Source organism: Siansivirga zeaxanthinifaciens CC-SAMT-1, from assembly GCF_000941055.1.
Taxonomy (GTDB): domain Bacteria; phylum Bacteroidota; class Bacteroidia; order Flavobacteriales; family Flavobacteriaceae; genus Siansivirga; species Siansivirga zeaxanthinifaciens.
Window position 1 is genome coordinate 723,031 of the sequence record NZ_CP007202.1, and the last position, 22,053, is coordinate 745,083.

Here is a 22,053-nt window from a genome sequence, read left to right on the forward strand (position 1 = left end):
CCATTGAGTTTAGACCAACTCATACAACGTTGTAAAAAAAACGATATTGTAGCACAAAGTGAATTGTATAAGCTCTACGCGAGTAAACTTTTTTCTTTGTGCTTAAAGTATTCGCGTAATTATGCAGAAGCAGAAGATAATTTGCAAGATGCCTTTTTAACCATTTTTAAAAAAATGGATCAATATAAAAATAAAGGTTCTTTTGAAGGTTGGTTAAAACGAATTACAATAAACACCGTATTACAACAATACAGAACACAGAAGGTTTTTGAAATTACCAATGAAAATATTGTTGAAGAGGTAGCATTAGAAGTAGATGAAGAAAGCCTTTCAATAGACTATTTATTGAAAATTATACAAGAATTACCAGACCGCTACAGATTGGTTTTTAACCTGTATGTTTTAGATGGTTATTCGCATAAAGAAATAGCAGAAATGCTGGAAATTAATACAGGGACCTCCAAATCTAATCTGGCACGTGCTAGAAATATTTTGAAGGAAACCATTGAAAATTATAAAGTTACACAACATTTAAAATCATTATAAATGAGTGATAAAAAGCACATTGACCGATTATTCCAGGAACGCTTTAAAGAATTTGAAGCCCATCCTAGCAATGCTGTTTGGAAAAATATTGAAGCAGCTCTACAAGGCGAACATAAAAAGCGTCGCATAATACCTATTTGGTGGCGCTATGCTGGTGCTGCAGCTATTTTACTTCTGGCACTTACCTTAGGAAACTTGTTTTTTAATGAAAATGCTTCTCCCGAAAACATAAAGGTTGTAGACACTAAAGATTTACCGGTTAAACCGAATTCAAATCTATTAAACGAGGCTTCAGAAGCAGAAGAAAACAACACGAATAATTCGGTTAAACCCAATAATATTTCAAATAGTTTAAATGCTTCGGAAGCATCTAAAATAGCTTCAGAGGAAACTACAAAAAGAAAAGAAACGTTGGTTTCTGGTAATAAAAAAACCTTTCAGAATACACTTAAAAAATCGAACACATCGCCCGTTATTGCTTCTACTTCAGAAGAAAAAAATACAAACTTTAAAAAGGATGATAAATCAGGTTTAATTTCAACTGAAGATGCAAAAAATATTATAAATCCTGCTTCAGATAATAAGACATCTGTTTCTAAAACCGAAACAAAAAACACCGCAGAAGAAAGTGCCAAACAAACAGACTCGAATGCGATATCTATTGAAGATGCCTTAAACAAAGAGCAAAAAATTGTTAAACAAAAAACGAAGCTAGACAAATGGCGTGTGGCACCTAATGTGGCACCCGTGTATTTTAATTCGCTTGGAGAAGGATCGTCTATAGACCCACAATTAAACGGCAATGACAAATCGGGAGAAATTAATGTAAGTTATGGTATTACAGCATCTTACGCTATAAATAACAAACTTAAAGTGCGTTCTGGAATTAATAAAGTTAATTTGGGATACAACACAAATAATGTTGTTGCTTATCAAGCTATTGCCAACAATTCTGGTGCTAGCCCTGTGAAAAATATTAATTTTAGCCGTGCAGAAAATGGGGTTTCAAATTCTATTTCTTTTGTAAGCGGATCTAATGTAAGTACCAGTAAGGGTCCGCAATCTTTTACTTCATCTAACACATCTATTAATCAGAATTTAGGTTTTATTGAAGTACCTCTGGAAATAGAATACGCTATTAGTAATAATAAATTAGGTATTAATGTTATTGGTGGTTTTAGTTCTTTCTTTTTAAATGACAATTCGATTTATTCGAACCCCGAAAATGGTGCTAAAACTTTTTTAGGCGAAGCTAATAACATTAATAAAGTGAGTTACAGTGCTAACTTTGGGTTGGGTTTAAATTATAAGCTCGCCAAGAAACTAGACTTTAATTTAGAGCCCATTTTTAAATACCAATTAAATACTTTTAACAATACATCTGGCGATTTTAAACCTTATTTTATTGGGGTTTACACAGGTTTTGCTATTAAATTTTAGATTTATACAAAAAGGATATTGATTTTATTGTGCCCAAAATCAATATCATAAAAAGCTGCTTTGGTTAGAGCAGCTTTTTTATTTATTAGACTCTTTTAAAGTATTTAAAATAACATTTCGTGCCGTTTCATTTAATGCCTTAGTATCGTCTGTTGATAAACCTTCGGTAGGGATAAACGTATTTACAATGGCTCGCATTTTACCGGGAGACCCACTAAAAAACGTATATGAAAAGCGTTTTTTATTATCGGGAAATACAAGTGGCACAATGGGTATTTGATGATTTATAGCTAACCTAAAAGCACCGTCTTTAAATGTATCCAACACCACAGTTTCGTCGTCGGGAACACCACCTTCAGGAAAAATACAAATACTTAACCCCGATTTTAAACGCTGCTGGGCTCTTAAAAAAACGGCTTGCCTGCTTTTTGCCGAACTTCTATCAACCAAAATACAGGTGCGTTTATAAAAAAATCCAAATAAAGGAATTTTAACCAGTTCTGCTTTGCCAACAAACACAAACGGATTTTTTATTACCGTTAGCATAAGCATAATGTCGGTTATAGAAGTGTGGTTCGCAATAAACATGTAGCTTTTATGGGCTTCTAAATGCGCTTCTCGTTTAATTTCAACTTTAAAACCCATGAAAAACAAGATGAATTTTGCCCAAATACGTGCCAACTTAAAGAAAAAGGGATACCAAGATTCTTTTAAAATAGAAATAAGCAGTATGGGAAACATAACCAGTATCGGCAAGCCCAGTAGAATGTAAAACCAAATACGGTAAAGAAACCAGAAAATATACTTTATAGCCTTCATTAAATTCAAAAATACACAATTGTATTGAGCATTTCTATTAAAAAAATTACCTTTGCTCGAAGAAAAATATTTAAGATTAACTTTAATGAGATTCCCCTTTCGTGGGAATAATAATATGGCAAGAATACTTACAGGTATACAAAGCACAGGAACTCCACATTTAGGAAATATTTTAGGCGCTATTTTACCAGCTATTAAAATGGCTGAAGCCCCCGAAAACGATTCGTATTTATTTATAGCAAATTTGCACACTTTAACTCAAATTAAAGATGCCGAAGAGCTAAAATACAATACCTATTCTGTAGCTGCTACCTGGTTAGCCTTTGGCTTAGATATTAATAAAACTGTGTTTTACAGACAAAGCGATATCCCGCAAACTGCAGAATTATCTTGGTATTTAAGCTGTTTCTTTCCATACCAACGTTTAACATTAGCCCATAGTTTTAAAGATAAAGCCGACCGACTTGAAGATGTAAATGCTGGTTTATTTACCTACCCTATGTTAATGGCTGCCGATATTTTATTGTACGACGCCGAAATTATACCCGTTGGAAAAGACCAATTGCAGCATATTGAAATGACCCGAGATGTCGCATCTCGTTTTCATGCAAAAATGGGAGAGACATTTGTGTTACCAGAAGGAAAAATTCAAGAAAACACCATGCTTATTCCCGGAACAGATGGTGAGAAAATGAGTAAAAGCCGCGATAATACAATCAATATATTTTTAGACGATAAAAAACTTCGCAAGCAAATAATGAGTATTCAAACCGATAGCACACCGCTTGAAGAACCTAAAGACTGGAAAACTTGTAATTGCTTTGCTATTTATAGCCTATTAGCCAATGCATCTCAAATTGAAACCATGAAGGCTCATTACGAAAATGGTAATTATGGTTACGGACATGCAAAACAGGCGCTTTTTGAATTAATAATTGAGAAATTTGCCAACCAACGCGAGCGTTACAACTATTATATGACCAATTTAGATGAGCTTGACAAAGCATTACAATTAGGTGCCGAAAAAGCCCGATTGGTTGCAAATAGTGTTATAAACCGAGTAAGAGAAAAGGTAGGTTATTAAAAAGTAAAACTACTTAAACAACCTCAAATAATTTACCAGGCAAAGGCCTAACCACTCCTTTTAATTCCATATTTAAAAGCACACTTGCTACTTTAAAAATAGGTAAATCGCAATCTATGGCAATCAAGTCTAGTTGTTGTTTTTGGTTTTCAGAGAGGTAGTTGTATATAGCTTTTTCGGTATCGTCGAGCTCCACAAACAATTGTTTTTGAATGGCCGGTTTCTTATCGTCTTGAAGTTTCCAATTTAATATATAAGGCACATCAAAAGGGGTCGTTAAAATATGAGCTTTTTGTTGTTTAATTAAGTTGTTGCAACCCACACTTAATACATCGGTTGGTCGTCCCGGAACTGCAAAAACATCCCGATTATAAGAATTTGCGATGTCGGCAGTAACAAGGCTACCTCCCTTTTCGGCAGATTCAATGACAATGGTCGCTTCACTTAAACCAGCAATCACGCGGTTACGCTTTAAAAAATTGTTTCTATCAAACTTGGCCGTACTCCAGAAATCGGTAAAAAAACCACCATTTTTTTCAACATCAACCATATATTTTTTATGCACTTTCGGGTAAATTTGATTCAAGCCATGCGCCAAACAACCTATGGTTTGCAAATTGTTTTTAATAGCGGCTTTATGTGCCGTAATATCGGTTCCATATGCAAAACCAGATACTATAACCGGATTGTAAACAGCTAAACTTTCTATTAAATCTTCACAAAAAGCTATACCACTGGTAGTAATTTTTCGAGTGCCCACAATACTTATAACAGGGCGATTTTTAAGATTAATGTTGCCTGTTTTAAATAGCAAAATGGGCGCATCAATACAATGCTTTAATTTCAATGGATAGGCGTCTTCTTCAAAATAAAAAGCCTCAATATTATTTTCTTTAATAAACTGAAGTTCTTTTTCGGCTTCCAGCAAATGAATATCGTTAAATAATTCACTTAAAATTACGGTTCCTATGCCATCAATTTTAAGTAGATTTTGCTTTTTTTCCTTTAAAACAGCCTCGGCAGAACCGCAATGCTGTATAAGTTTTTTCGCCGTAATATCGCCAACATTGGGCACATGCTGTAAAGCTAAGGCATAAAGCAAATCATGTTCGGTCATACTATCTTATTGATTTTGAAGTTGCAATAAAAGAATTTTTAATCTGTTAATAAAAACTTACTTGGAAATTTTATCTAGAACCATATTTTTATAACTTTGTTTCTATGCAATTAGAAACCTACATAAGCGATTTATTATATAGATATGAGTGTGTAAACGTACCAGAATTTGGTGCTTTTTTAACACAAAAAATATCTGCTACGATAGATGAAACTACTCATACGTTTTATCCGCCAAAGAAAATGGTATCGTTTAACGAGCAAATTCAAAAAAATGATGGTTTATTGGCCAATTATATTGCCGATGTTGAGCACATCTCATTTGAAGCTGCTAACGAAAAAATTGCAAAACGTGTACAGGTTATAAAATCGTTTTTAATACAAGGTGAAACGGTTAATTTTAAAAACATTGGCGATTTTGTTTTTAACAAAGAAGGTAAAATAGTTTTCGAACCTACTTATAAAGTTAATTACTTAACCGATGCTTTTGGTTTAACCCAAATGGTATCTCCAAACGTAACTCGCGAAATCCATAAGGAAACCGTTGAGAATATTGAAAAAGTTATACCGCTTACTATCACGTCTGAAAAACGTAAATCGCGCCCATATTTTAAATATGCAGCCGTAGCCTTAGTAGCATTAACCCTTGGTGGTTTAGTGGCTTCTAATTACTACGTAAATGCTATTGAAACGCATAACCAATTAGCACAAGAAGAAGCTACAAAACAACTTGATGCTAAAATACAGCAAGCCACCTTTAACTTAAATACACTACCAACAATTACCCTTAATGTTAAAAAACAAACAGGAAACTATCACATTGTTGCTGGTGCTTTTAGAGTTGAAGAAAATTGTGACACCAAAATAGAACAATTAAAAGCTTTAGGTTTTAAAGCTCGTAAAATAGGTGTTAACAAATATGGTTTGCATCAGGCCGTTTACGCTAGTTACGAAGACAGAAACGACGCCATAAACGCTTTAAGAACTATTAAAGCGGAACATAATAAAGAGGCTTGGTTGTTGGTTAAAGAGCTGGATTAAGTATTCAAATAGACTTTTCAAGTTCTAATTCAGTCCAAAATTCGCTATAAAAATTCTTCGATTCCATAAGTTTTTTGTGATACCCAAAGTCAGTTATAATTCCGCTTTCCAAAACATAAATTCGATCAGCAATTTTCGGTAATGAATGTAGTCTGTGAGAAATAAAAATGATTGTCAATTCAGATTTTAACTTATTTAACAAATCCAAAACGAACTGTTCCGTTTTTCTGTCCATTGCAGATGTAAATTCGTCCAACAAAAGGACTTTTGGTTTCTTATATAAAGCACGCATTAAAGCAATAACTTGTTTTTGACCACCTGAAAGATTAATACCTTCTTCGCCAAGTATGGTAGCATAGCTTTGAGGTAATGAATTAATAAAATTTTCAAAGCCATAATCTTGACAGAATTTTACAATATTTTCGGGTTTTTCGTCTTGCCCTAAAAGAATGTTTGTAATAACATTACCACCAAAAATAGTAACGTCTTGTGGTACGACACCTAAAATAGTTCGCCAGTTTTCGGTATTTAACTCTGTAAGATTAGTTTGATTATTAACAATTATCGCCCCATTTTCAAAGGGATAAAATTTTTGAAGAATTTGTCCTAATGTGCTTTTTCCGCTACCACTTTCTCCAACTATGGCAATACATTCGTTTTTAGTTACTTTAATATTAATATCTTTTAATAACTGACTTCTACCTGCAAAACGAAAGGATAGATTTTTAATTTCAAGTGCATTAAAATCTAGAATTTCTTTATTCCCTTTTTGCTCTTTATCCATTGATGCAAACTCGTACATACGGTTAAAAGCTACTTTGTCTTCATTTATTGGAATGGTTATTAAGGCTAAACTTGCAACGGATGGCAACAAACTACCTGCGACACTCAAAACAGCCATTAGCTCTCCTAATAGCATTTTTTGATTATAGACTTGAATAGATGTGTAAACCAAAATACCTATTAAAAACAACACACTAAAAACACCTGAAAAAACAGATAAACGTACATTGATTTTACCAAGATTAAAGGCTTTTTCTTGAAAACTGCCATAAATAAGTTGGTTGATTTTTTGAAATATGGTTTGTCTGTTATTGTTTTTGATTGTAGCTATACCTTGCATTGAGGTTATGTAATTACTCTCGCTAAAAGCATAACCTTGCATCACTTCTTTTTGTGCATTAATGATACGCTTGTTAAAACTGTAAATCAATACAAAATAAAAGGGTAAACTTATAGAAGCAATTAGTCCTGTTTGCCAAGAATAGTAAAATAAAAAGCCTAATGAAACTATAGTTACTAAAGTATTGATAACCACATTACCAACAATTTGACTAATAACACGTTGTACGCGTTGGGTATCGTTTAATCGTGCCACTAATTCTCCAATTTTACGAGTATCGAAAAAGGATTTTGGTAGATTTAGTAATGATGAATAAAAACTATCAACAATACGTTTGTTAAAATCCTTTGTTTGACGTATTAAGAAATAATCACGCAATGCTGTAAACAATACCCTAACTAAAAGTAAAAAAGCAACTAATGCAATACCTGTAATTAGTTTTGTGAAATCTTTTGAAGGTAAAATATCATCAATCAATTTTTGTGAAAAAATCGCCATTGCCATACCTAGAATAGCAATACCCAAACCTAACAACACACTAAATGAAATTAAGCGATAATCTTCTTTAAGTAGTTTTAAAAACCATTGTTTTTTATTTTGAGTTTGAGTTTCGGCTTTTACAAAACTATCATTTGGTGTAAGTGTTAAACAGGTTTTGGATTTCCAAATGGTTTCTAATTGTTCTTTGGTGTAAGTTGTGATTCCTTTTGCAGGGTCGCCAATGATAAATTTGTTATCCTCATAGCCATAACAGACTACATAATGCCGTAAACGTTCCTCGATTACGACGTGTAAAATTAAAGGTTCTTTGTGGTCTATTACGGCTCGAATATCTGCTTCGCTACCTTGTGCGGAAAAGCCTATTTTATTGGCTGCTTGATACAAACCCAAAAGGGTCGCCTTGTTTAGTTGTTCCGCTTAACTCACGTAACGATTCTAGACTGTTTGAGCCACCATAAAATTGAATAAGGGATAATAAACAGGCAACACCACAATCACTTTGGTCGTGTTGTTGCGTAAATGTTTGTTGTAAGTGTTTTTGTGATAGGTTGATTGCTTTAGTCATTTTATTGTAATGCTCTTAAAATACCTTTGGCGTTGAGTTGTCCTTTATGTTTTTTGATTAGTTTTTGGTTTTTGTTGTAAATTAAGATGTAAGGAATACTGTTAGCATCAAATCGACTAGAAAAAGTACTAAGGCTATCATATAAAAAAGTAATGTTTTGTTGATTGTTTAATTTGTATTGTTCTGCAAATCGTTTAATTATTTCTATGGGTTCTGTAGATACAAAAATGAATTGCACATTTTTAAAGCTATCTACATTATCGCTAATGCTTTGGGCTTCGTGTTGGCAGAAATCGCACTCGCTGTTAAAATAGATAAAAATGGTATTTGTGTTTGGTCTTAGGTTTGCTTTGGTAAAAGTTTTTTGTGCTAAGGTTAACAAATCTAACTCTGGAATTATTTCTAATTGCTTTGCAATTTGATTTTTCTCTTTGGCTTTAGAAATAATATTGTAACCTAAATAAGATAATAAGCCTAAAACACCAGCTACAACTATAAATAAAAATGTTTTTTTACGCATAACTAGCTCATATTTAATGTGAAAAACATTACACCAACCACCCAAATTAAAAGACTAACGCCATAACTACTCGCTACTATTGAAAAGCCCTTGTCGGTATTTTCATTGAGTTCTTTGCCAATTAGGAATGCTAAAATAAACCAATAGGCTAATTCAAAAAGATTAAGCACTTGAAACGGATAGATAAACCAAGTTTGTAAACCCTCATAACCTATAATATTTAAAGCTGATAATGGATAGAAGTATTGTAAATCTTCTAAATTATAGCTTACTTTAAAAAAGTAAAACCAAGCGGTTTTAAATATGATAACTAATAGAAATACAAATTCTGCTTTGACAGCAATATTAAATAGCCTTTTATATTTTATTTCTTTACTAAAGATGAAACAGCCTACGTCTAATATGGAAGCTATAATTAATATTTTTATTAGAATAAAAAGAGGCAAAATAAAACTAACCCAAATTGAGTACTTATTGTTAATTTCGATGAGAGATTCCAGTTGTTCAGAGGATAATTGTTCTAAATATGAATCATATAAAAGTGCTTCGGTAATGATTATATTTTGCTCTATGTAATTTGCAATTATGTACAGTAAACACAGTAGAATAAAGTTTAATTATTCATTCTTATTTTTAAAATACGCTATAACATTTAAACTGAGATAAGATAAATAAGCTAAAATTATGATGAGATTAAAAAAGTTATCCCAGCTAAAAATGTTATTTATGTTTAATTTTCTTAAAGCACTAATGAACGCATAGAAAATTATTACATGAACAATTGCTATAGTTATTTTTTTTCTCATAAATTATAAAAAGTAAAAAACAGCATTGGTTATTAATTAATACCAATGCTATTATAGGTTAATTTTTGTTATCTGAAATAGTTTAAGCAACTTACAATAGGTACAGTTCTTAAAAAAGCCCTAGCAAAAACATTACTCCATGGTGCAAATATTGCGACACCGCAGGTCATACCTGCAATAAAAGCGTCCGTGTCATCATTGCCAGCAATGATTTTTCTATTTGATTTATCTTAATAGTTTTTATATCGATAATTTTTTAGTTGTTATTATTGGGTGTGGCCGCCTAAACAAAGATTTAATTCATGTAAAGAAAACGGGCCTAAAACAGCAAATCCAGCTACTTATGCAATTATTCCAAATCCACAGGAAAAAGCATTAGGCTTTTATCCGCCCCCATTTGTAAGTTCCATCTTAACTCACTTTTTTAAACTTTCTTTAAATTAAAGTATTTACCTTTCAAATATCTTACATAAAAACTTAATTCCTACAATTAATTTATGTGTTTTTTTACTTATTTTGATATTTATTAATATTCTAACTACGGTTTTTCCACAAAATGATAAGTTTATAAGAATATCTTTATATCCATACAAATTATGTTTTAAACCAAAAATCCTTTTTTACCTTTGCAGCAACAAAAACCGCAGCATGGAACCAAAAACCCCCGAACAATCTAAAACAACCCTAACCGATATGGTTTTACCCGGCGAAACCAATCCGTTAGGAAATCTCTTTGGAGGCGAACTACTAGCACGTATGGACCGCGCCGCAGCCATTGCCGCCCGCCGTCACAGCACACGCATTGTTGTAACCGCGTCGGTAAACCACGTTGCCTTTAACAAAGCCGTGCCATTAGACAGCGTTGTTACCGTAGAAGCCAAAGTTTCTCGGGCTTTTAACACCTCTATGGAAGTTTTTATTGATGCGTGGATTGAAGACCGCAAATCGGGTGAAAGAACCAAAGCGAACGAAGGCATTTACACCTTTGTCGCTGTAGACGAAACCGGAAAACCCGTAAAAGTACCCGAATTAATTCCCGAAACCAATTTAGAAAAAGAACGCTTTGCCGCCGCCTTACGCCGCAAACAATTAAGCTTATTACTTTCTGGAAAAATGAAACCTAGCGAAGCAACCGAATTAAAAGCTTTCTTCATTTAGTTAAAACATTGGGCGTTCCCTGCGGGTCGGGCTATACGCTGCAAGTCCGCGCTCGTACCTCGCTGTAGGCTTTCCGCTGCTATCCCTAACGCAAACCCATCAGCCAAAAGCAACGGCTTACATTTTGTAAATCCAAGACGCTGGGTTTTGTGTTGCACCATCCTTAGAAATAATAAAACTTAAAATAGTTTCACCATTCGATGCATTGGTAAACACCTCGCCAATAGGCTGTTTAGTCGTTACCATATCGCCCATTTTAACGTACACTTTACTTAAATTTTTATACGCAGTAATGTAGTTACCATGTTTAATCATAACAATAGGGTTAACATTTTTCATGTTAACAATAGCAATAACTTCACCATTAAAAATAGCACGAACTTGAGCGCCCTTTTCGGTAGCAATTCTAACACCATTACTATTAATAGTTAACGACTTATCCAACGGATGCGGTTGCGACCCATACCCTACTTTTACAAAACCTTTCTCTACAGGCCATGGTAATTTGCCTTTATTAGAAACAAAATTAGAAGCTAACACCTTTTCTTCGGCCGTTAAAGCAAAACTTGACGAGCTTGAACTCTTTCCAGCTTTCTTGTTAGACTTCGCAATAGCTTCTTTAATAATTCTATCTATTTCGGCATCAATTCTATCGGCTTCCTGTTGTTTCTGGCGTATTTGAGAAGCATACATCGATATGTTTTTTTGTATCGATTTTATAAGCTCTTGGTGTTGTTTCCTTTCGGCCTCTAAGGTTTTTTGCGTTTGTACATTTTCGGCAATTAACTTCTTCTTTTCATTTTGTTGCTCCAGTAAGCTGGTGTTTATATCTTGTAACTCCTGTGTTTTAAGCTTTATTTCCTCGCCTTGTTCCTTTTGGTGGTCGGTGTACTGCTTCATGTACTGCAAACGTTTGTAAGCTTGCTTAAAGTTATTTGAAGACAGCAAAAACATAATCCTACTTTGCGTATTTTTACTCTTATAAGACTTCACAATCATATCGGCATAATCTGCCTTTAAAACCTTTAATTCGTTTCTTAAATTGGTTATTTTTTTCTGATTGCTGTTTATGTTTCGAGTTAATAAATTAGCTTGTTGGTTCGTTACTTTAATAAGGTTGTCTAAAACCCTTATTTTATAATTAAAATCTTCAATTAAAGTTAACTGCGATTTTTCTTTTGTTTTATTTTCATTGCGTAACTCGTTAATTTTCTGAATTTCTCTGCGTAATTCCTGTCTGCGAGTTTCTAATTCCTTTTGCTTGTTATTTTGTGCCAATACAAGGGTTGCACAAAGCAAAAAACTAAGTGTTAGTAAAAATTTATATGCCGTATTTTTATGTGTCATTAAAGTTCTATTTCTTTAAATCCCGATGGTATTTTAAACGGAAAACTTAAATCTTCATTAAGCGTTACGCCTTTAAATTCTAATTCTATAATAGCCTCGTTATTACCTTCAACAGCAATTACTTTTATTCGTTCTGGCAATAGTTGTTTGTTTACTTCTTGATAGTTTAAATAATCTATTTGTAAATGTCTAAATTCTTTTGGTTGCGAAATTTGCTGAGATTTTACCTTAAACATCACAGGATCTAAAAGAAAGAAAATTTCAAAAAGATTGCGTTGGTTTTTAGGCTGCAGTACGTAAGCTTCTTCATTTACAGTTGCCTTATAATCGCTTTCTTTTAAACTAAATAGGGTTTCGCCGTAAAGTAAATTCTGTACTTTATTAAAGTCAATTTCGGTTCCTAACAAATTACTTAAATATTTATAATCGCCATCAAAATAGGTATTATCTAATTTATTGTAAAAACTTACTTTATCGGGTGTAATTAAAGCTTTAACAACCGAAAAGGTGGCACTCATCCAGATAACTTCATCTTTTTTTGCTCGAAAACTTACCGTATGAGTTTGCGAATTATCGTTTTGTGTGAATGAAATTTTAAGCTTTGCTTGCAAGGTTTTAAAATTTGCTGCTTGCTTGGTGTGCTCCTTAATAAGTTGTTTGGTGCTTAAATTAAGGTTTGCTACACCGCCTCCTATGGTTTTAGAAGATTTACAGTTAAAAACAAAACATAACGACAGTATAGCAAGTGTATTTTTAATGTTGTTCATTATTTAATTTGGGATTTTAATTTTGTCTGCTTTATCACTAAACTTTTTTGCTTTACTTGTATTATTTAATAAGGTGTAGGCACTGCTTATTTGTGTATAAAAATCTTTTTCCATGTTTGGGTCGTCGATTAAATAATCTAATCCCATTTCTAAAATATCGACTGCTTTTTTAGGCTCGTTTAATTGATTTAAAGCCACGCCATTAATCAAGTAAAATAAAGGCTGCGAAGGGTAATTTAAAAGTGCTTCTTCACTTTTAGATTTTGCTAAATCGAACTTTTTTAAATCGATGTAAAGTAACAATACATTTCTTAAAACATTAAAATTATTAGTATCTAATTTTAAGGCGGCTTCAAAATATTCTAAAGCTTTTAATTTATTGTTTTTTACAAGATAGTATTGCGCTAATTCTATTAATGTTTTACTATTATTATTGTCGCCTACCATCGAAGTAACCTCTACCAAATCGTCTTCATATTCTGGATTTTTACTTACAAACTGCACAAAATCTGATAAAACCTTAAGCTTAGAATCTGGTTTAATTTCAGAACTTTTAACAACAATTTTCATAGACTCTATGGCCTTTTCTGCGTTGTTATCGTCTATATAAAATTTGTAAAGCGCCAAATGTACTAACTGCGAATTCGGATTTATTTTTAGTAATTCTTTGGCTGTTTCAAAGGCTTTTTCTTTATCGTTATTCTCGCTATAACGATAAATTAATGCTAAATAATTCGATTCGTTTTCTGGGTGGTCTTCAACACGCTCCTCTAAATTTTTAATTTGGTCTTTTTTACGTCCCGTTGCATTGTAAATTTGATTACGCATAATATCGCGCGCCGTAGAAATACCAAATTGAGTGTCTAACTCATCTAAAATTTTTAATGCATCGTTATATTCTTTGGTTCGAACGTACAATGCCGCTAAATCTTCTTTATAATCTGGATGATATTTTACTAATTGCTTAACGGCCTTAATGGCTTTATCGTAATCATTTTGCGAGACGTAATAACCGTACAATGCATCTAAATACCATTCGTTTTCCGGATCGAGACTCGATGCTTTTTTTAAGGCATCTTCTGCAGCTCCAAAATTTTTAAGTAAAATATAGTTTTTACCCAACTCGAAATACAATACCGGAACAGATTTATCAATTTCTATACATTTAAGAAGCGCATCAACCGAACGATCGAAATTCTCGATACTTTTTTGTTTTAATGCTTCATAAAAAAGTTCCTGAAATTGATCTTCAACCACCCCTAAATCGTCATCGGGTTTTTTATTAAAATCTACCTGGGCATAGTTTATCTGCGGAAAGCAAAAGCTTCCGAAGACAAAAAGTAATATGTAGATTTTTTTATTCATTGTTTTCTAAAGAAAATACTATTCTAAAACAGTATAGTCGCCTAAACTAACTTTTGTAAAATTGCCATTGTATTGTACATGATTGCCTATCATGGCTTCATCTAAATTAGCATTTTTAATATGAGTATGTGTTTGTATTAAGCTGTTTTTAACAATTGAATTATCAATAACTGAATTATGACCAATGGATACATTCGGACCAATGATGCTGTCGGTTATTTTTACGTTTTCACCAATAAAACAAGGCTCAATAATTTCTGCATTGTCAAGTATTACTGAAGATGCAATTAATTGCTCGTCGCCATCTGCTTTTAAGAAGCCCAACATTCGAGCATTTGTTTCGACAGTAATGGCTTTGTTACCGCAGTCCATCCATTCGCTAACTGTGCCCGTTTTAAAGACTTTTCCATCTGCCATCATACGCTTTATACCGTCGTTAATTTGGTATTCACCTCCATTAGTAACGTTCTCGTCTAAAACTTGTTGTAATTTATCTTTTAAAACGGCTACATCTTTAAAGTAGTAAATGCCTATAACCGCCTGGTCGCTTACAAAATCTTTTGGTTTTTCAACCAATTCTACTATTTCTTGCTTGTCGTTTAATTTTACAACACCATAAGCCTCCGGATTATTAACTTGTTTGGTCCAAATAACACTATCGGCCGTTGGATCTAAATCGAATTCGGCTCGAATTAAAGTATCTGCATAAGCTATCACCGAAGGGCCAGAAAGCGATGGTTTTGCACACATAATGGCATGACCGGTACCTAAAGGTAAATCTTGGCGGTAAATAGAGGCTTTAGCGCCTAAATTGTTTGCTAAAGTTTCTAAGCTTGCCACGACATCGTCGCCAAACCAAGCAGGATCGCCTAATACAAAAGCAATTTCTTCTATAGGTTGTTTTAATACTTTGGCAATGTCTTTAACCAATCTATGAACAATGGGTTGTCCAGCCACTGGAATTAATGGTTTTGGTACGGTTATACTATGTGGACGTAAACGAGAACCTCGTCCTGCCATGGGTACTATTATTTTCATAAACTGCCTGCGAATGCAGGTATCTTTTAAATGTTAAACTTAATTCTATCTTAATTTATTAAAGTTTAAATTCCAGTTAATACTTAAATCGGACCAACTGGGATTCATGTCTTCAATTAATTTAATTTTCCAATCTCTTTTCCATTTTTTGAATTGTTTTTCTCTTAAACTCGCATTATCTGCCTGGTTAAACGTTTCAAAATAAATCAATTTATCACAATTGTATTTTGCTGTAAATGATTTTGGATACACTTTTAATTTATGTTCTTTTACTCGCTCATCAATATGGTTTGTAACACCAATATACAAAACACCATGTGACTTATTTGTAATAATATATACATACCAGTGGTTCATATATCTCTGTTATGAGATTCCTGCCTTCGCAGGAATTATTTCACACCCGTACTTCCAAAACCACCTTCGCCTCTAACAGTTTCTGAAAGGGTTTCAACGGTAATCCATTCGGCGCGTTCGTGTTTTGCTATAACTAATTGTGCAATACGCTCACCGTTGTTTATAATAAAATCTTCATTGGAAAGATTAACCAAAATAACACCTATTTCACCTCTATAATCGGCATCGATAGTTCCTGGAGCATTTAAAACGGTAACACCTTTTTTTGCTGCCAAACCACTACGTGGGCGTACTTGCGCTTCGTAACCTATGGGTAGTTCTATAAACAAGCCCGTACCAACAATGCTACGTTCTAGGGGTTTTAATATTCTTGATTCCGATAAATTGGCTCTTAAATCCATGCCTGCCGAAGCCAAGGTTTCGTAATGTGGCAACGCGTGATTGGATTTATTGATGATTTTTATTTGCATATTATTTATTTAAAAGTCTTTTTATCTCTTTTCTTTCGCTTAGGTAAATAAGAGTCAAAAATAATAAAACCAATATGGAACTAACATAATAATTCCCTCTAAATTCTGAATGAAAAGCTATTAAAGAAAAAATGGTGGTTATAATTAAATATCCCAAAATACGTTTAACATCGTAAGGCACCCTGTAATATTTTTTTCCAATAACATAAGAAAGCAACATCATGCTACCATAAGCTGCTAAAGTAGCCCAAGCCGAAGCCATAAAACCAATAACAGGAATCATTGTTAGGTTAAAACCAATAGTAACCAAAGCCCCAAAAATAGATATATACATACCATAGCTTGTTTTGTCGGTTAGCTTATACCAAATAGATAAGTTGTTGTAAATACCCAAACATAAATTTGCTAATAAAATAATGGGGACAATACTTAAGGCTTCAAAATACTCTTCTTGACCCAATAATAATTTTGAAAATAAATCGATGTAAGCCACGACAATAAGCATAAAAACAGCTCCTAAAATGGTAAACCATTTTAAAATAGTAGCGTAATTTTGTTTCGCATTAACCTCTTTAGCATGATTAAAAAAGAATGGTTCGGCACCTAAACGAAACGCCATGATGTATAAAGTCATGAAAACACCCAGCTTGTAACAAGCCGCATAAATTCCCATTTCTTTATTGCCTATCATATCGCCTAGAAAAAGTTTGTCGACATTCTCATTGGTAACATAAGCTAAGCTCCCAATCATAATAGGTAAACCGTAAGTTAAAAGCTTTTTTAAAACCTTTACATCGATAACCCATTTCATTTTAATTATTATTGGTAATAGCAGAATAAGTGTAAACAAGCTGGCAATAACGTTAGCCAGAAATATGTATATCACTTGCGGTATACCATCATTATAAAAATTTAAAAATGAAGGCACTATATTTTGGTTGAAATCACCTTTAGGAATAAACCACAAAAACAACACGTTAAAAAAGGCAAAAACAACAATATTAAAAACCTTAATTCCTGTAAATTTTATTGGGCGATTTGTTACTCGTAAATAAGCAAATGGAATCACTACAATGGTATCTAAAAAAACAGTCCAGATTAAAATTTTAACATGTAAGATGTCTTCAAATCCAAAAATACGAGTGATTTGAGGAGCATAAAACAAAGCCACTATTAAAAAAATACAAGTGGTGATTAACAAGGAAATAAATGAGGTTGAAATTATTTTTCCTTTTTCCTGTTCTTTACTAAAAAATCTAAAAAAAGCAGTTTCTAATCCGTAAGTAAGTAATGCATTTAAGTAAGCCGCATACACGTAATAATCTGTATTTACAGCATATTTTTCTGCTCCAAATACATTTGTATGAAGTTTAACTAAAAAAATATTAATGGCTCTTGGCAAAATGGCCGCGATACCATAAATAATAGTGTCCTTAAAGAACTTTTTTAATGTACTCAATTATCAGTTTTTATATTGCTAAAAATACGTTTTTAGAAGACGCTAACCAAAGATAAGTAATTGCTTTATGCTGTAGTTATTTAAATTAAAAAAGTGGCTTAAAACTCATGTTTTCAATTTTAATCCATTTGGTGGTTTGTTTGTCTTTGTAGCTAACCATACAGGCGTTCTCTTTTAATTGAAAACTTTGCTTTTTAGGTATTTTAGGCACTGCATTACCATACTCCTTTAACGGATTGCTGCTCATTACAATATCGGGTTTTCTGGTGTTTTCGTTTTTAATAAATCCTGTATATAAGCTATCGTTTATTTTAGAAAGTTTTGAAAGCCTGCCTTTAAAATAGATGCTGTCTAAAGTAATATGGTGCGCGTTTGAAGCCATTGGAATATAAATATTAAAACCTTCTTTAATATTGAATGTACTTGAAACCGAATCTTTGTAATACACGAATCCAAAAAGTATGGATGAATGGTTATTTGCCAAATGAGCAGCACTTTTACATTGTAAAAATGAAAACACGATAACAAACGAATAGAGTATATATTTTATAAATTTCATTACATGAGTTGTTTTAAAGTATACTTCCAAAAGTAATGCCATAAAAAAACCCCACTTTTAAGTGAGGTTTGATGTTATAATGAGATACTGAAACAAATTCAGCATGACAATTAATTATTCAAAGCTTCGGCACCACCAACAATTTCTAAAATTTCGTTTGTAATAGCTGCTTGACGCGCTTTGTTGTAGGTTAATTTAAGTTGATCTCTTAATTCGGTTGCATTGTCTGTTGCTTTGTGCATTGCAGTCATACGAGCACCATGTTCGCTGGCAAAAGAATCTCTAATAGCCTTAAATAATTGTGTTTTAAGAGATTTAGGAATTAACTCTTCAACAATTTCTAATTTTGAAGGCTCAAAAATATAATCTAAATTAACGTTGGCGTCTTTTTCTACAGGTACAATAGGTAAAAACTGTTCGGTAATTACTTCTTGTGTAGCTGCATTTTTAAATTTGTTGTAAACAATCTCGATTTTATCGAACTCGCCAGAAACAAATTTATCCATTAACATTTGTGCAATTGCCGAAACATTATCGAAAGATAAATCATCGAAAACTTGACTTTCGTTTGCAATAACCAAATTACGTTTTGCAAAAGCATCATTGGTTTTTTTACCAATTGCTACAATTGAAACTTTTTTCCCAGCATACGTTTTATTTATTAAGTTTTGTGTTTGCTTAATAATGTTAGAATTAAAAGCACCACATAAACCTCTATTAGAAGTTATTGGAACAATTAAAACATTGTTTACTTCACGTTGCTCAGAAAATTTACTTCCAGAATCTGCATCTAAGGTAGCACTTAAACTTTGTAAAAGTTCGGTTAATTTATCTGCATAAGGACGCATAGCAGTAATAGCATCTTGTGCCTTTTTTAACTTTGCAGCCGATACCATTTTCATGGCACTAGTAATCTGCATCGTTGAAGATACCGATGAAATTCTGTTTCGTATTTCTTTTAAATTCGCCATATTTTAAAATATGAAATAAGATTCCCACTTGCGTGGGAATATTAATTATGCTGTGTATTTACTTGATAACTCTTTTGCTACAGATGTTAATGTATCTGTAACTTCATCAGTTAATTTACCTGCTTTTAATGTAGCTAACACATCGCTATGTTTTGCTTTTAAGAATTCTAAATAATCTCTTTCAAATTCTTTTACTTTTTCAACAGGTACATTTCTTAATAAGTTTTTAGATCCTGCATAAATAATTGCAATTTGATCTTCCACTTTAAACGGATCGTTTTGAGCTTGTTTTAAGATTTCAACGTTACGTTTACCTTTTTCAATTACATTTAAAGTAACAGCATCTAAATCGGAACCAAATTTAGCAAACGCTTCTAATTCGCGGTATTGCGCTTGGTCTAATTTTAAAGTACCAGATACTTTTTTCATCGATTTAATTTGAGCATTACCACCAACACGAGACACCGAAATACCTACGTTAATTGCTGGACGTACACCCGAGTTAAATAAATCTCCATCTAAGAAAATTTGTCCGTCTGTAATCGAAATTACGTTTGTTGGAATATAAGCCGAAACGTCACCTGCTTGTGTTTCAATAATTGGTAAAGCTGTTAAAGAACCACCACCTTTTACCATTGGTTTTAAAGTATCAGGTAAGTCGTTCATGTCTTTAGCAATCTCGTCATTATTAATAACTTTTGCAGCACGCTCTAATAAACGCGAGTGTAAGTAGAAAACGTCTCCAGGGTACGCCTCACGTCCTGGTGGACGACGTAATAATAAAGATACCTCACGGTAAGCTACGGCTTGTTTTGATAAATCATCGAAAACAATTAAAGCTGGTCTACCAGTATCTCTAAAATACTCACCAATGGCTGCACCTGCGAAAGGAGCATATACTTGCATTGGAGCTGGATCTGATGCGTTTGCTGCAACTATAGTTGTATAGGCTAAAGCACCTTTTTCTTCTAATGTTTTTGCAATTAAAGCAACTGTTGATGCTTTTTGACCAACAGCAACATATATACAGTATACAGGCTCACCTGCATCGTAAAATTCTTTTTGATTTAAGATGGTATCAATACAAACGGCTGTTTTACCAGTTTGACGGTCACCAATAACCAACTCACGCTGACCGCGACCAACAGGAATCATGGCATCGATAGATTTAATACCTGTTTGTAATGGTTCTGTTACTGGCTCACGGAAAATAACACCAGGTGCTTTACGCTCTAGTGGCATTTCGTAAGTATCTCCAGTAATTGGACCTTTACCATCAATTGGGCTACCTAATGTATCTACAACACGACCAACAATACCTTCACCAACTTTAATAGAAGCAATACGACCTGTACGTTTAACAGTAGATCCTTCACTAACTCCAATAGAAGCTCCTAATAATACGATACCTACGTTATCTTCTTCAAGATTAAGTACAATACCTTCTAGGCCTCCATCAAATTCTACTAACTCTCCATATTGAGCATTAGCTAATCCGTAAGCACGTACAATACCATCACCTACAGTTAATACAGTCCCAACTTCGTCTAATGAAGCGCTTGCTTCAAAACCGGCTAGTTGTTGTTTTAAGATTGCTGATATTTCAGCTGGTTTTACTTCTGCCATCTTATTGTTTATTTAGATAAATAAATATCTTAGTTTATTGAAAATTCTCTTTTTAATTTATTTAGTTGATTTGCAATACTGGCGTTGTATTGAATATCTCCTACGCGTAAAATGAAACCACCAATAATGTTTTCATCTACAATATTTTTTACTTCAATGTCTTTTCCAGTAAGTTCTTTAGCTTTGGCTAAAACTTGTGTTTTTAAAGCATCATTTAACTCTACAGCTGTTGTTACTGTTGCTACTTCGATACCTTTAGCCGCATCGAACAATTGCGTATATGCTAAAGCCACTTGGTTTAATAAATCGACTCTTTTATTTGAGATAAGCGTATTTATTAAACTTAAGGTTTCTTGAGATGCATTATTAAACACCTGCAATAAAACCGCTTTTTTTACTGAAACACCAATTACAGGACTTTGAAGCATTTCTTTTAAATCGCTACTTTCTGCAATAGTTGATGCTATTAACTTCATGTCGTTGTTAACAGTATCTTCAGATTTGTTATCTGAAGCTAAACTTAAAACTGCTTTTGCGTAACGTATCGCTGCTCTTGCTCCTGCCATGATTTAGTTTAATTTTGCATCACCTAACATAGATTCTACTAAACTTAATTGTTTGTCTTTGTTAGATAATTCTCCTTTTAGTACTTTCTCTGCAATCTCTAATGATAAACCAGCAACATGACTTTTTAATTCTGCCATAGCTGCTTTCTTTTCACTTTCGATGGCTGCTTGAGCTTGCTCAATAATTTTATTAGCTTGTGCTTCTGCTTCACCAGTAGCATCTTCAATCATTTTAGCTTTCATGTCGCGAGCTTCTTTTAACATCGCTTCTCTTTCTGCTCTTGCCTCGTTTAATAATTTCTTATTATCGGCTTGTAAATTTTGCATTTCTAATTTTGCTTTCTCAGCAGAATCTAATGCATTTTTAATACCATCTTCACGATCTTGTAAAGAGTTTAAAATAGGTTTCCAAGCGAATTTTATCATTAATAATATTAAAATTATTAAGATAATGGCTTGCATAAAAAACAACCCTGGTGAAAAATCATTTAATAACTGATCCATGTGTAACTATAAATTAGTTGATTACTGTGTTTGTTTAATTTAAAACAGCTTCTGCAACCAACCGTTGCAGAATACTGTTTCTTTTGTTTTTTTGGGAAAAATTATTTCCCTAAGATTAATGCACCGAATGCTAAACCTTCTAATAAGGCTCCGATGATGATCATCGCAGTTTGGATTTTTCCAGCTGCTTCAGGTTGACGAGCAATACCTTCCATTGCTTTACCACCAATTTGACCTAAACCGATACCTCCACCGATTACGATTAATCCTGCTCCAATTAAATTGTACATACTAATTGATTTTAA

General features: G+C 33.1%; 23 protein-coding genes and 1 pseudogene. 5 read left to right on the top strand and 19 right to left on the bottom strand.

The features are described 5' to 3' along the window. Positions 1 to 3 precede the first annotated feature (3 nt). Together AW14_RS03310 and AW14_RS03315 are read left to right on the top strand one after the other, a co-directional pair. Complete coding sequence (locus tag AW14_RS03310; RefSeq protein WP_044637525.1) at positions 4 to 546, top strand: RNA polymerase sigma factor; 543 nt, start codon at positions 4 to 6, stop codon at positions 544 to 546. Beyond that, positions 547 to 1,986, top strand: coding sequence for a hypothetical protein (locus AW14_RS03315; RefSeq protein WP_044637526.1), 1,440 nt, complete (start codon positions 547 to 549; stop codon positions 1,984 to 1,986). A gap of 78 nt (positions 1,987 to 2,064) precedes the next feature. On the opposite strand, the gene AW14_RS03320 is transcribed toward AW14_RS03315, so the two are convergent. After that, positions 2,065 to 2,805, bottom strand: a complete 741-nt coding sequence (locus tag AW14_RS03320; protein WP_044637527.1) for a lysophospholipid acyltransferase family protein — start codon at positions 2,803 to 2,805, stop codon at positions 2,065 to 2,067. A gap of 115 nt (positions 2,806 to 2,920) precedes the next feature. On the opposite strand from AW14_RS03320, the gene trpS reads away from it, so the two are divergent. Next, complete coding sequence (gene trpS, locus AW14_RS03325) at positions 2,921 to 3,889, top strand: tryptophan--tRNA ligase (RefSeq protein WP_044639467.1); 969 nt, start codon at positions 2,921 to 2,923, stop codon at positions 3,887 to 3,889. Between the two features lie 13 nt (positions 3,890 to 3,902). On the opposite strand, the gene dprA is transcribed toward trpS, so the two are convergent. Continuing rightward, a complete protein-coding gene (gene dprA / locus AW14_RS03330) occupies positions 3,903 to 5,006 on the bottom strand; it encodes a DNA-processing protein DprA (RefSeq protein WP_044637528.1) in 1,104 nt (367 codons plus the stop codon). Positions 5,007 to 5,110: 104 nt separating this feature from the next. Between dprA and AW14_RS03335 the strand changes: the two genes are divergently transcribed. Then, positions 5,111 to 6,046 carry an HU domain-containing protein gene (locus AW14_RS03335; protein WP_044637529.1) on the top strand — a complete coding sequence of 312 codons (936 nt, stop codon included), beginning with the start codon at positions 5,111 to 5,113 and terminating at the stop codon, positions 6,044 to 6,046. A 4-nt stretch (positions 6,047 to 6,050) separates the two neighbouring features. Here the strand turns inward: AW14_RS03335 and AW14_RS03340 are convergent, their stop codons facing one another. From AW14_RS03340 to AW14_RS03350, 4 genes and pseudogenes are all read right to left on the bottom strand, one after another. Further along, positions 6,051 to 7,673: a peptidase domain-containing ABC transporter gene (locus AW14_RS03340; protein WP_394330379.1), complete on the bottom strand. Its 1,623-nt coding sequence runs from the start codon at positions 7,671 to 7,673 to the stop codon at positions 6,051 to 6,053. A 183-nt stretch (positions 7,674 to 7,856) separates the two neighbouring features. Then, a pseudogene (locus AW14_RS15280) lies at positions 7,857 to 8,235 on the bottom strand (cysteine peptidase family C39 domain-containing protein); the annotation flags it as partial. Position 8,236: 1 nt separating this feature from the next. Further along, positions 8,237 to 8,755, bottom strand: coding sequence for a peroxiredoxin family protein (locus AW14_RS03345; protein ID WP_044637530.1), 519 nt, complete (start codon positions 8,753 to 8,755; stop codon positions 8,237 to 8,239). A 2-nt stretch (positions 8,756 to 8,757) separates the two neighbouring features. Further along, positions 8,758 to 9,201, bottom strand: coding sequence for a hypothetical protein (locus AW14_RS03350; RefSeq protein WP_154662111.1), 444 nt, complete (start codon positions 9,199 to 9,201; stop codon positions 8,758 to 8,760). 1,008 nt (positions 9,202 to 10,209) lie between these two features. Between AW14_RS03350 and AW14_RS03360 the strand changes: the two genes are divergently transcribed. After that, positions 10,210 to 10,719 (top strand): acyl-CoA thioesterase, encoded by a 510-nt coding sequence (locus AW14_RS03360; protein WP_044637533.1) that lies wholly within the window; start codon positions 10,210 to 10,212, stop codon positions 10,717 to 10,719. 117 nt (positions 10,720 to 10,836) lie between these two features. Here the strand turns inward: AW14_RS03360 and AW14_RS03365 are convergent, their stop codons facing one another. From AW14_RS03365 to atpE, 13 genes are all read right to left on the bottom strand, one after another. After that, positions 10,837 to 12,066 carry a murein hydrolase activator EnvC family protein gene (locus AW14_RS03365; RefSeq protein ID WP_044637534.1) on the bottom strand — a complete coding sequence of 410 codons (1,230 nt, stop codon included), beginning with the start codon at positions 12,064 to 12,066 and terminating at the stop codon, positions 10,837 to 10,839. Next, on the bottom strand, positions 12,066 to 12,833 hold the full coding sequence (locus AW14_RS03370; protein ID WP_044637535.1) for a DUF4292 domain-containing protein: 768 nt from the start codon (positions 12,831 to 12,833) through the stop codon (positions 12,066 to 12,068). The genes AW14_RS03365 and AW14_RS03370 overlap by 1 nt, the downstream gene beginning before the upstream one ends. Positions 12,834 to 12,836: 3 nt before the next feature. Beyond that, positions 12,837 to 14,198, bottom strand: a complete 1,362-nt coding sequence (locus AW14_RS03375) for a tetratricopeptide repeat protein (RefSeq protein ID WP_044637536.1) — start codon at positions 14,196 to 14,198, stop codon at positions 12,837 to 12,839. Positions 14,199 to 14,216: 18 nt separating this feature from the next. Beyond that, positions 14,217 to 15,236, bottom strand: coding sequence for a sugar phosphate nucleotidyltransferase (locus AW14_RS03380; RefSeq protein WP_044637537.1), 1,020 nt, complete (start codon positions 15,234 to 15,236; stop codon positions 14,217 to 14,219). Between the two features lie 45 nt (positions 15,237 to 15,281). After that, positions 15,282 to 15,593: a GIY-YIG nuclease family protein gene (locus AW14_RS03385; protein ID WP_044637538.1), complete on the bottom strand. Its 312-nt coding sequence runs from the start codon at positions 15,591 to 15,593 to the stop codon at positions 15,282 to 15,284. A gap of 35 nt (positions 15,594 to 15,628) precedes the next feature. Continuing rightward, positions 15,629 to 16,063 carry a dUTP diphosphatase gene (gene dut / locus AW14_RS03390; protein ID WP_044637539.1) on the bottom strand — a complete coding sequence of 145 codons (435 nt, stop codon included), beginning with the start codon at positions 16,061 to 16,063 and terminating at the stop codon, positions 15,629 to 15,631. Between the two features lies 1 nt (position 16,064). After that, complete coding sequence (locus AW14_RS03395; protein ID WP_044637540.1) at positions 16,065 to 17,522, bottom strand: oligosaccharide flippase family protein; 1,458 nt, start codon at positions 17,520 to 17,522, stop codon at positions 16,065 to 16,067. 85 nt (positions 17,523 to 17,607) lie between these two features. After that, on the bottom strand, positions 17,608 to 18,081 hold the full coding sequence (locus tag AW14_RS03400; protein ID WP_044637541.1) for a hypothetical protein: 474 nt from the start codon (positions 18,079 to 18,081) through the stop codon (positions 17,608 to 17,610). 110 nt (positions 18,082 to 18,191) lie between these two features. Beyond that, on the bottom strand, positions 18,192 to 19,052 hold the full coding sequence (gene atpG / locus AW14_RS03405) for an ATP synthase F1 subunit gamma (RefSeq protein WP_044637542.1): 861 nt from the start codon (positions 19,050 to 19,052) through the stop codon (positions 18,192 to 18,194). Between the two features lie 45 nt (positions 19,053 to 19,097). After that, positions 19,098 to 20,678, bottom strand: coding sequence for a F0F1 ATP synthase subunit alpha (gene atpA / locus AW14_RS03410; protein ID WP_044637543.1), 1,581 nt, complete (start codon positions 20,676 to 20,678; stop codon positions 19,098 to 19,100). Between the two features lie 29 nt (positions 20,679 to 20,707). Further along, positions 20,708 to 21,244 carry an ATP synthase F1 subunit delta gene (gene atpH / locus AW14_RS03415; RefSeq protein WP_044637544.1) on the bottom strand — a complete coding sequence of 179 codons (537 nt, stop codon included), beginning with the start codon at positions 21,242 to 21,244 and terminating at the stop codon, positions 20,708 to 20,710. Positions 21,245 to 21,247: 3 nt separating this feature from the next. After that, positions 21,248 to 21,748, bottom strand: coding sequence for a F0F1 ATP synthase subunit B (locus tag AW14_RS03420; protein WP_044637545.1), 501 nt, complete (start codon positions 21,746 to 21,748; stop codon positions 21,248 to 21,250). Positions 21,749 to 21,849: 101 nt separating this feature from the next. Beyond that, entirely contained in the window at positions 21,850 to 22,038 is a 189-nt protein-coding gene (gene atpE, locus AW14_RS03425; RefSeq protein ID WP_004569351.1) for an ATP synthase F0 subunit C, read from the bottom strand. Positions 22,039 to 22,053: the final 15 nt, after the last annotated feature.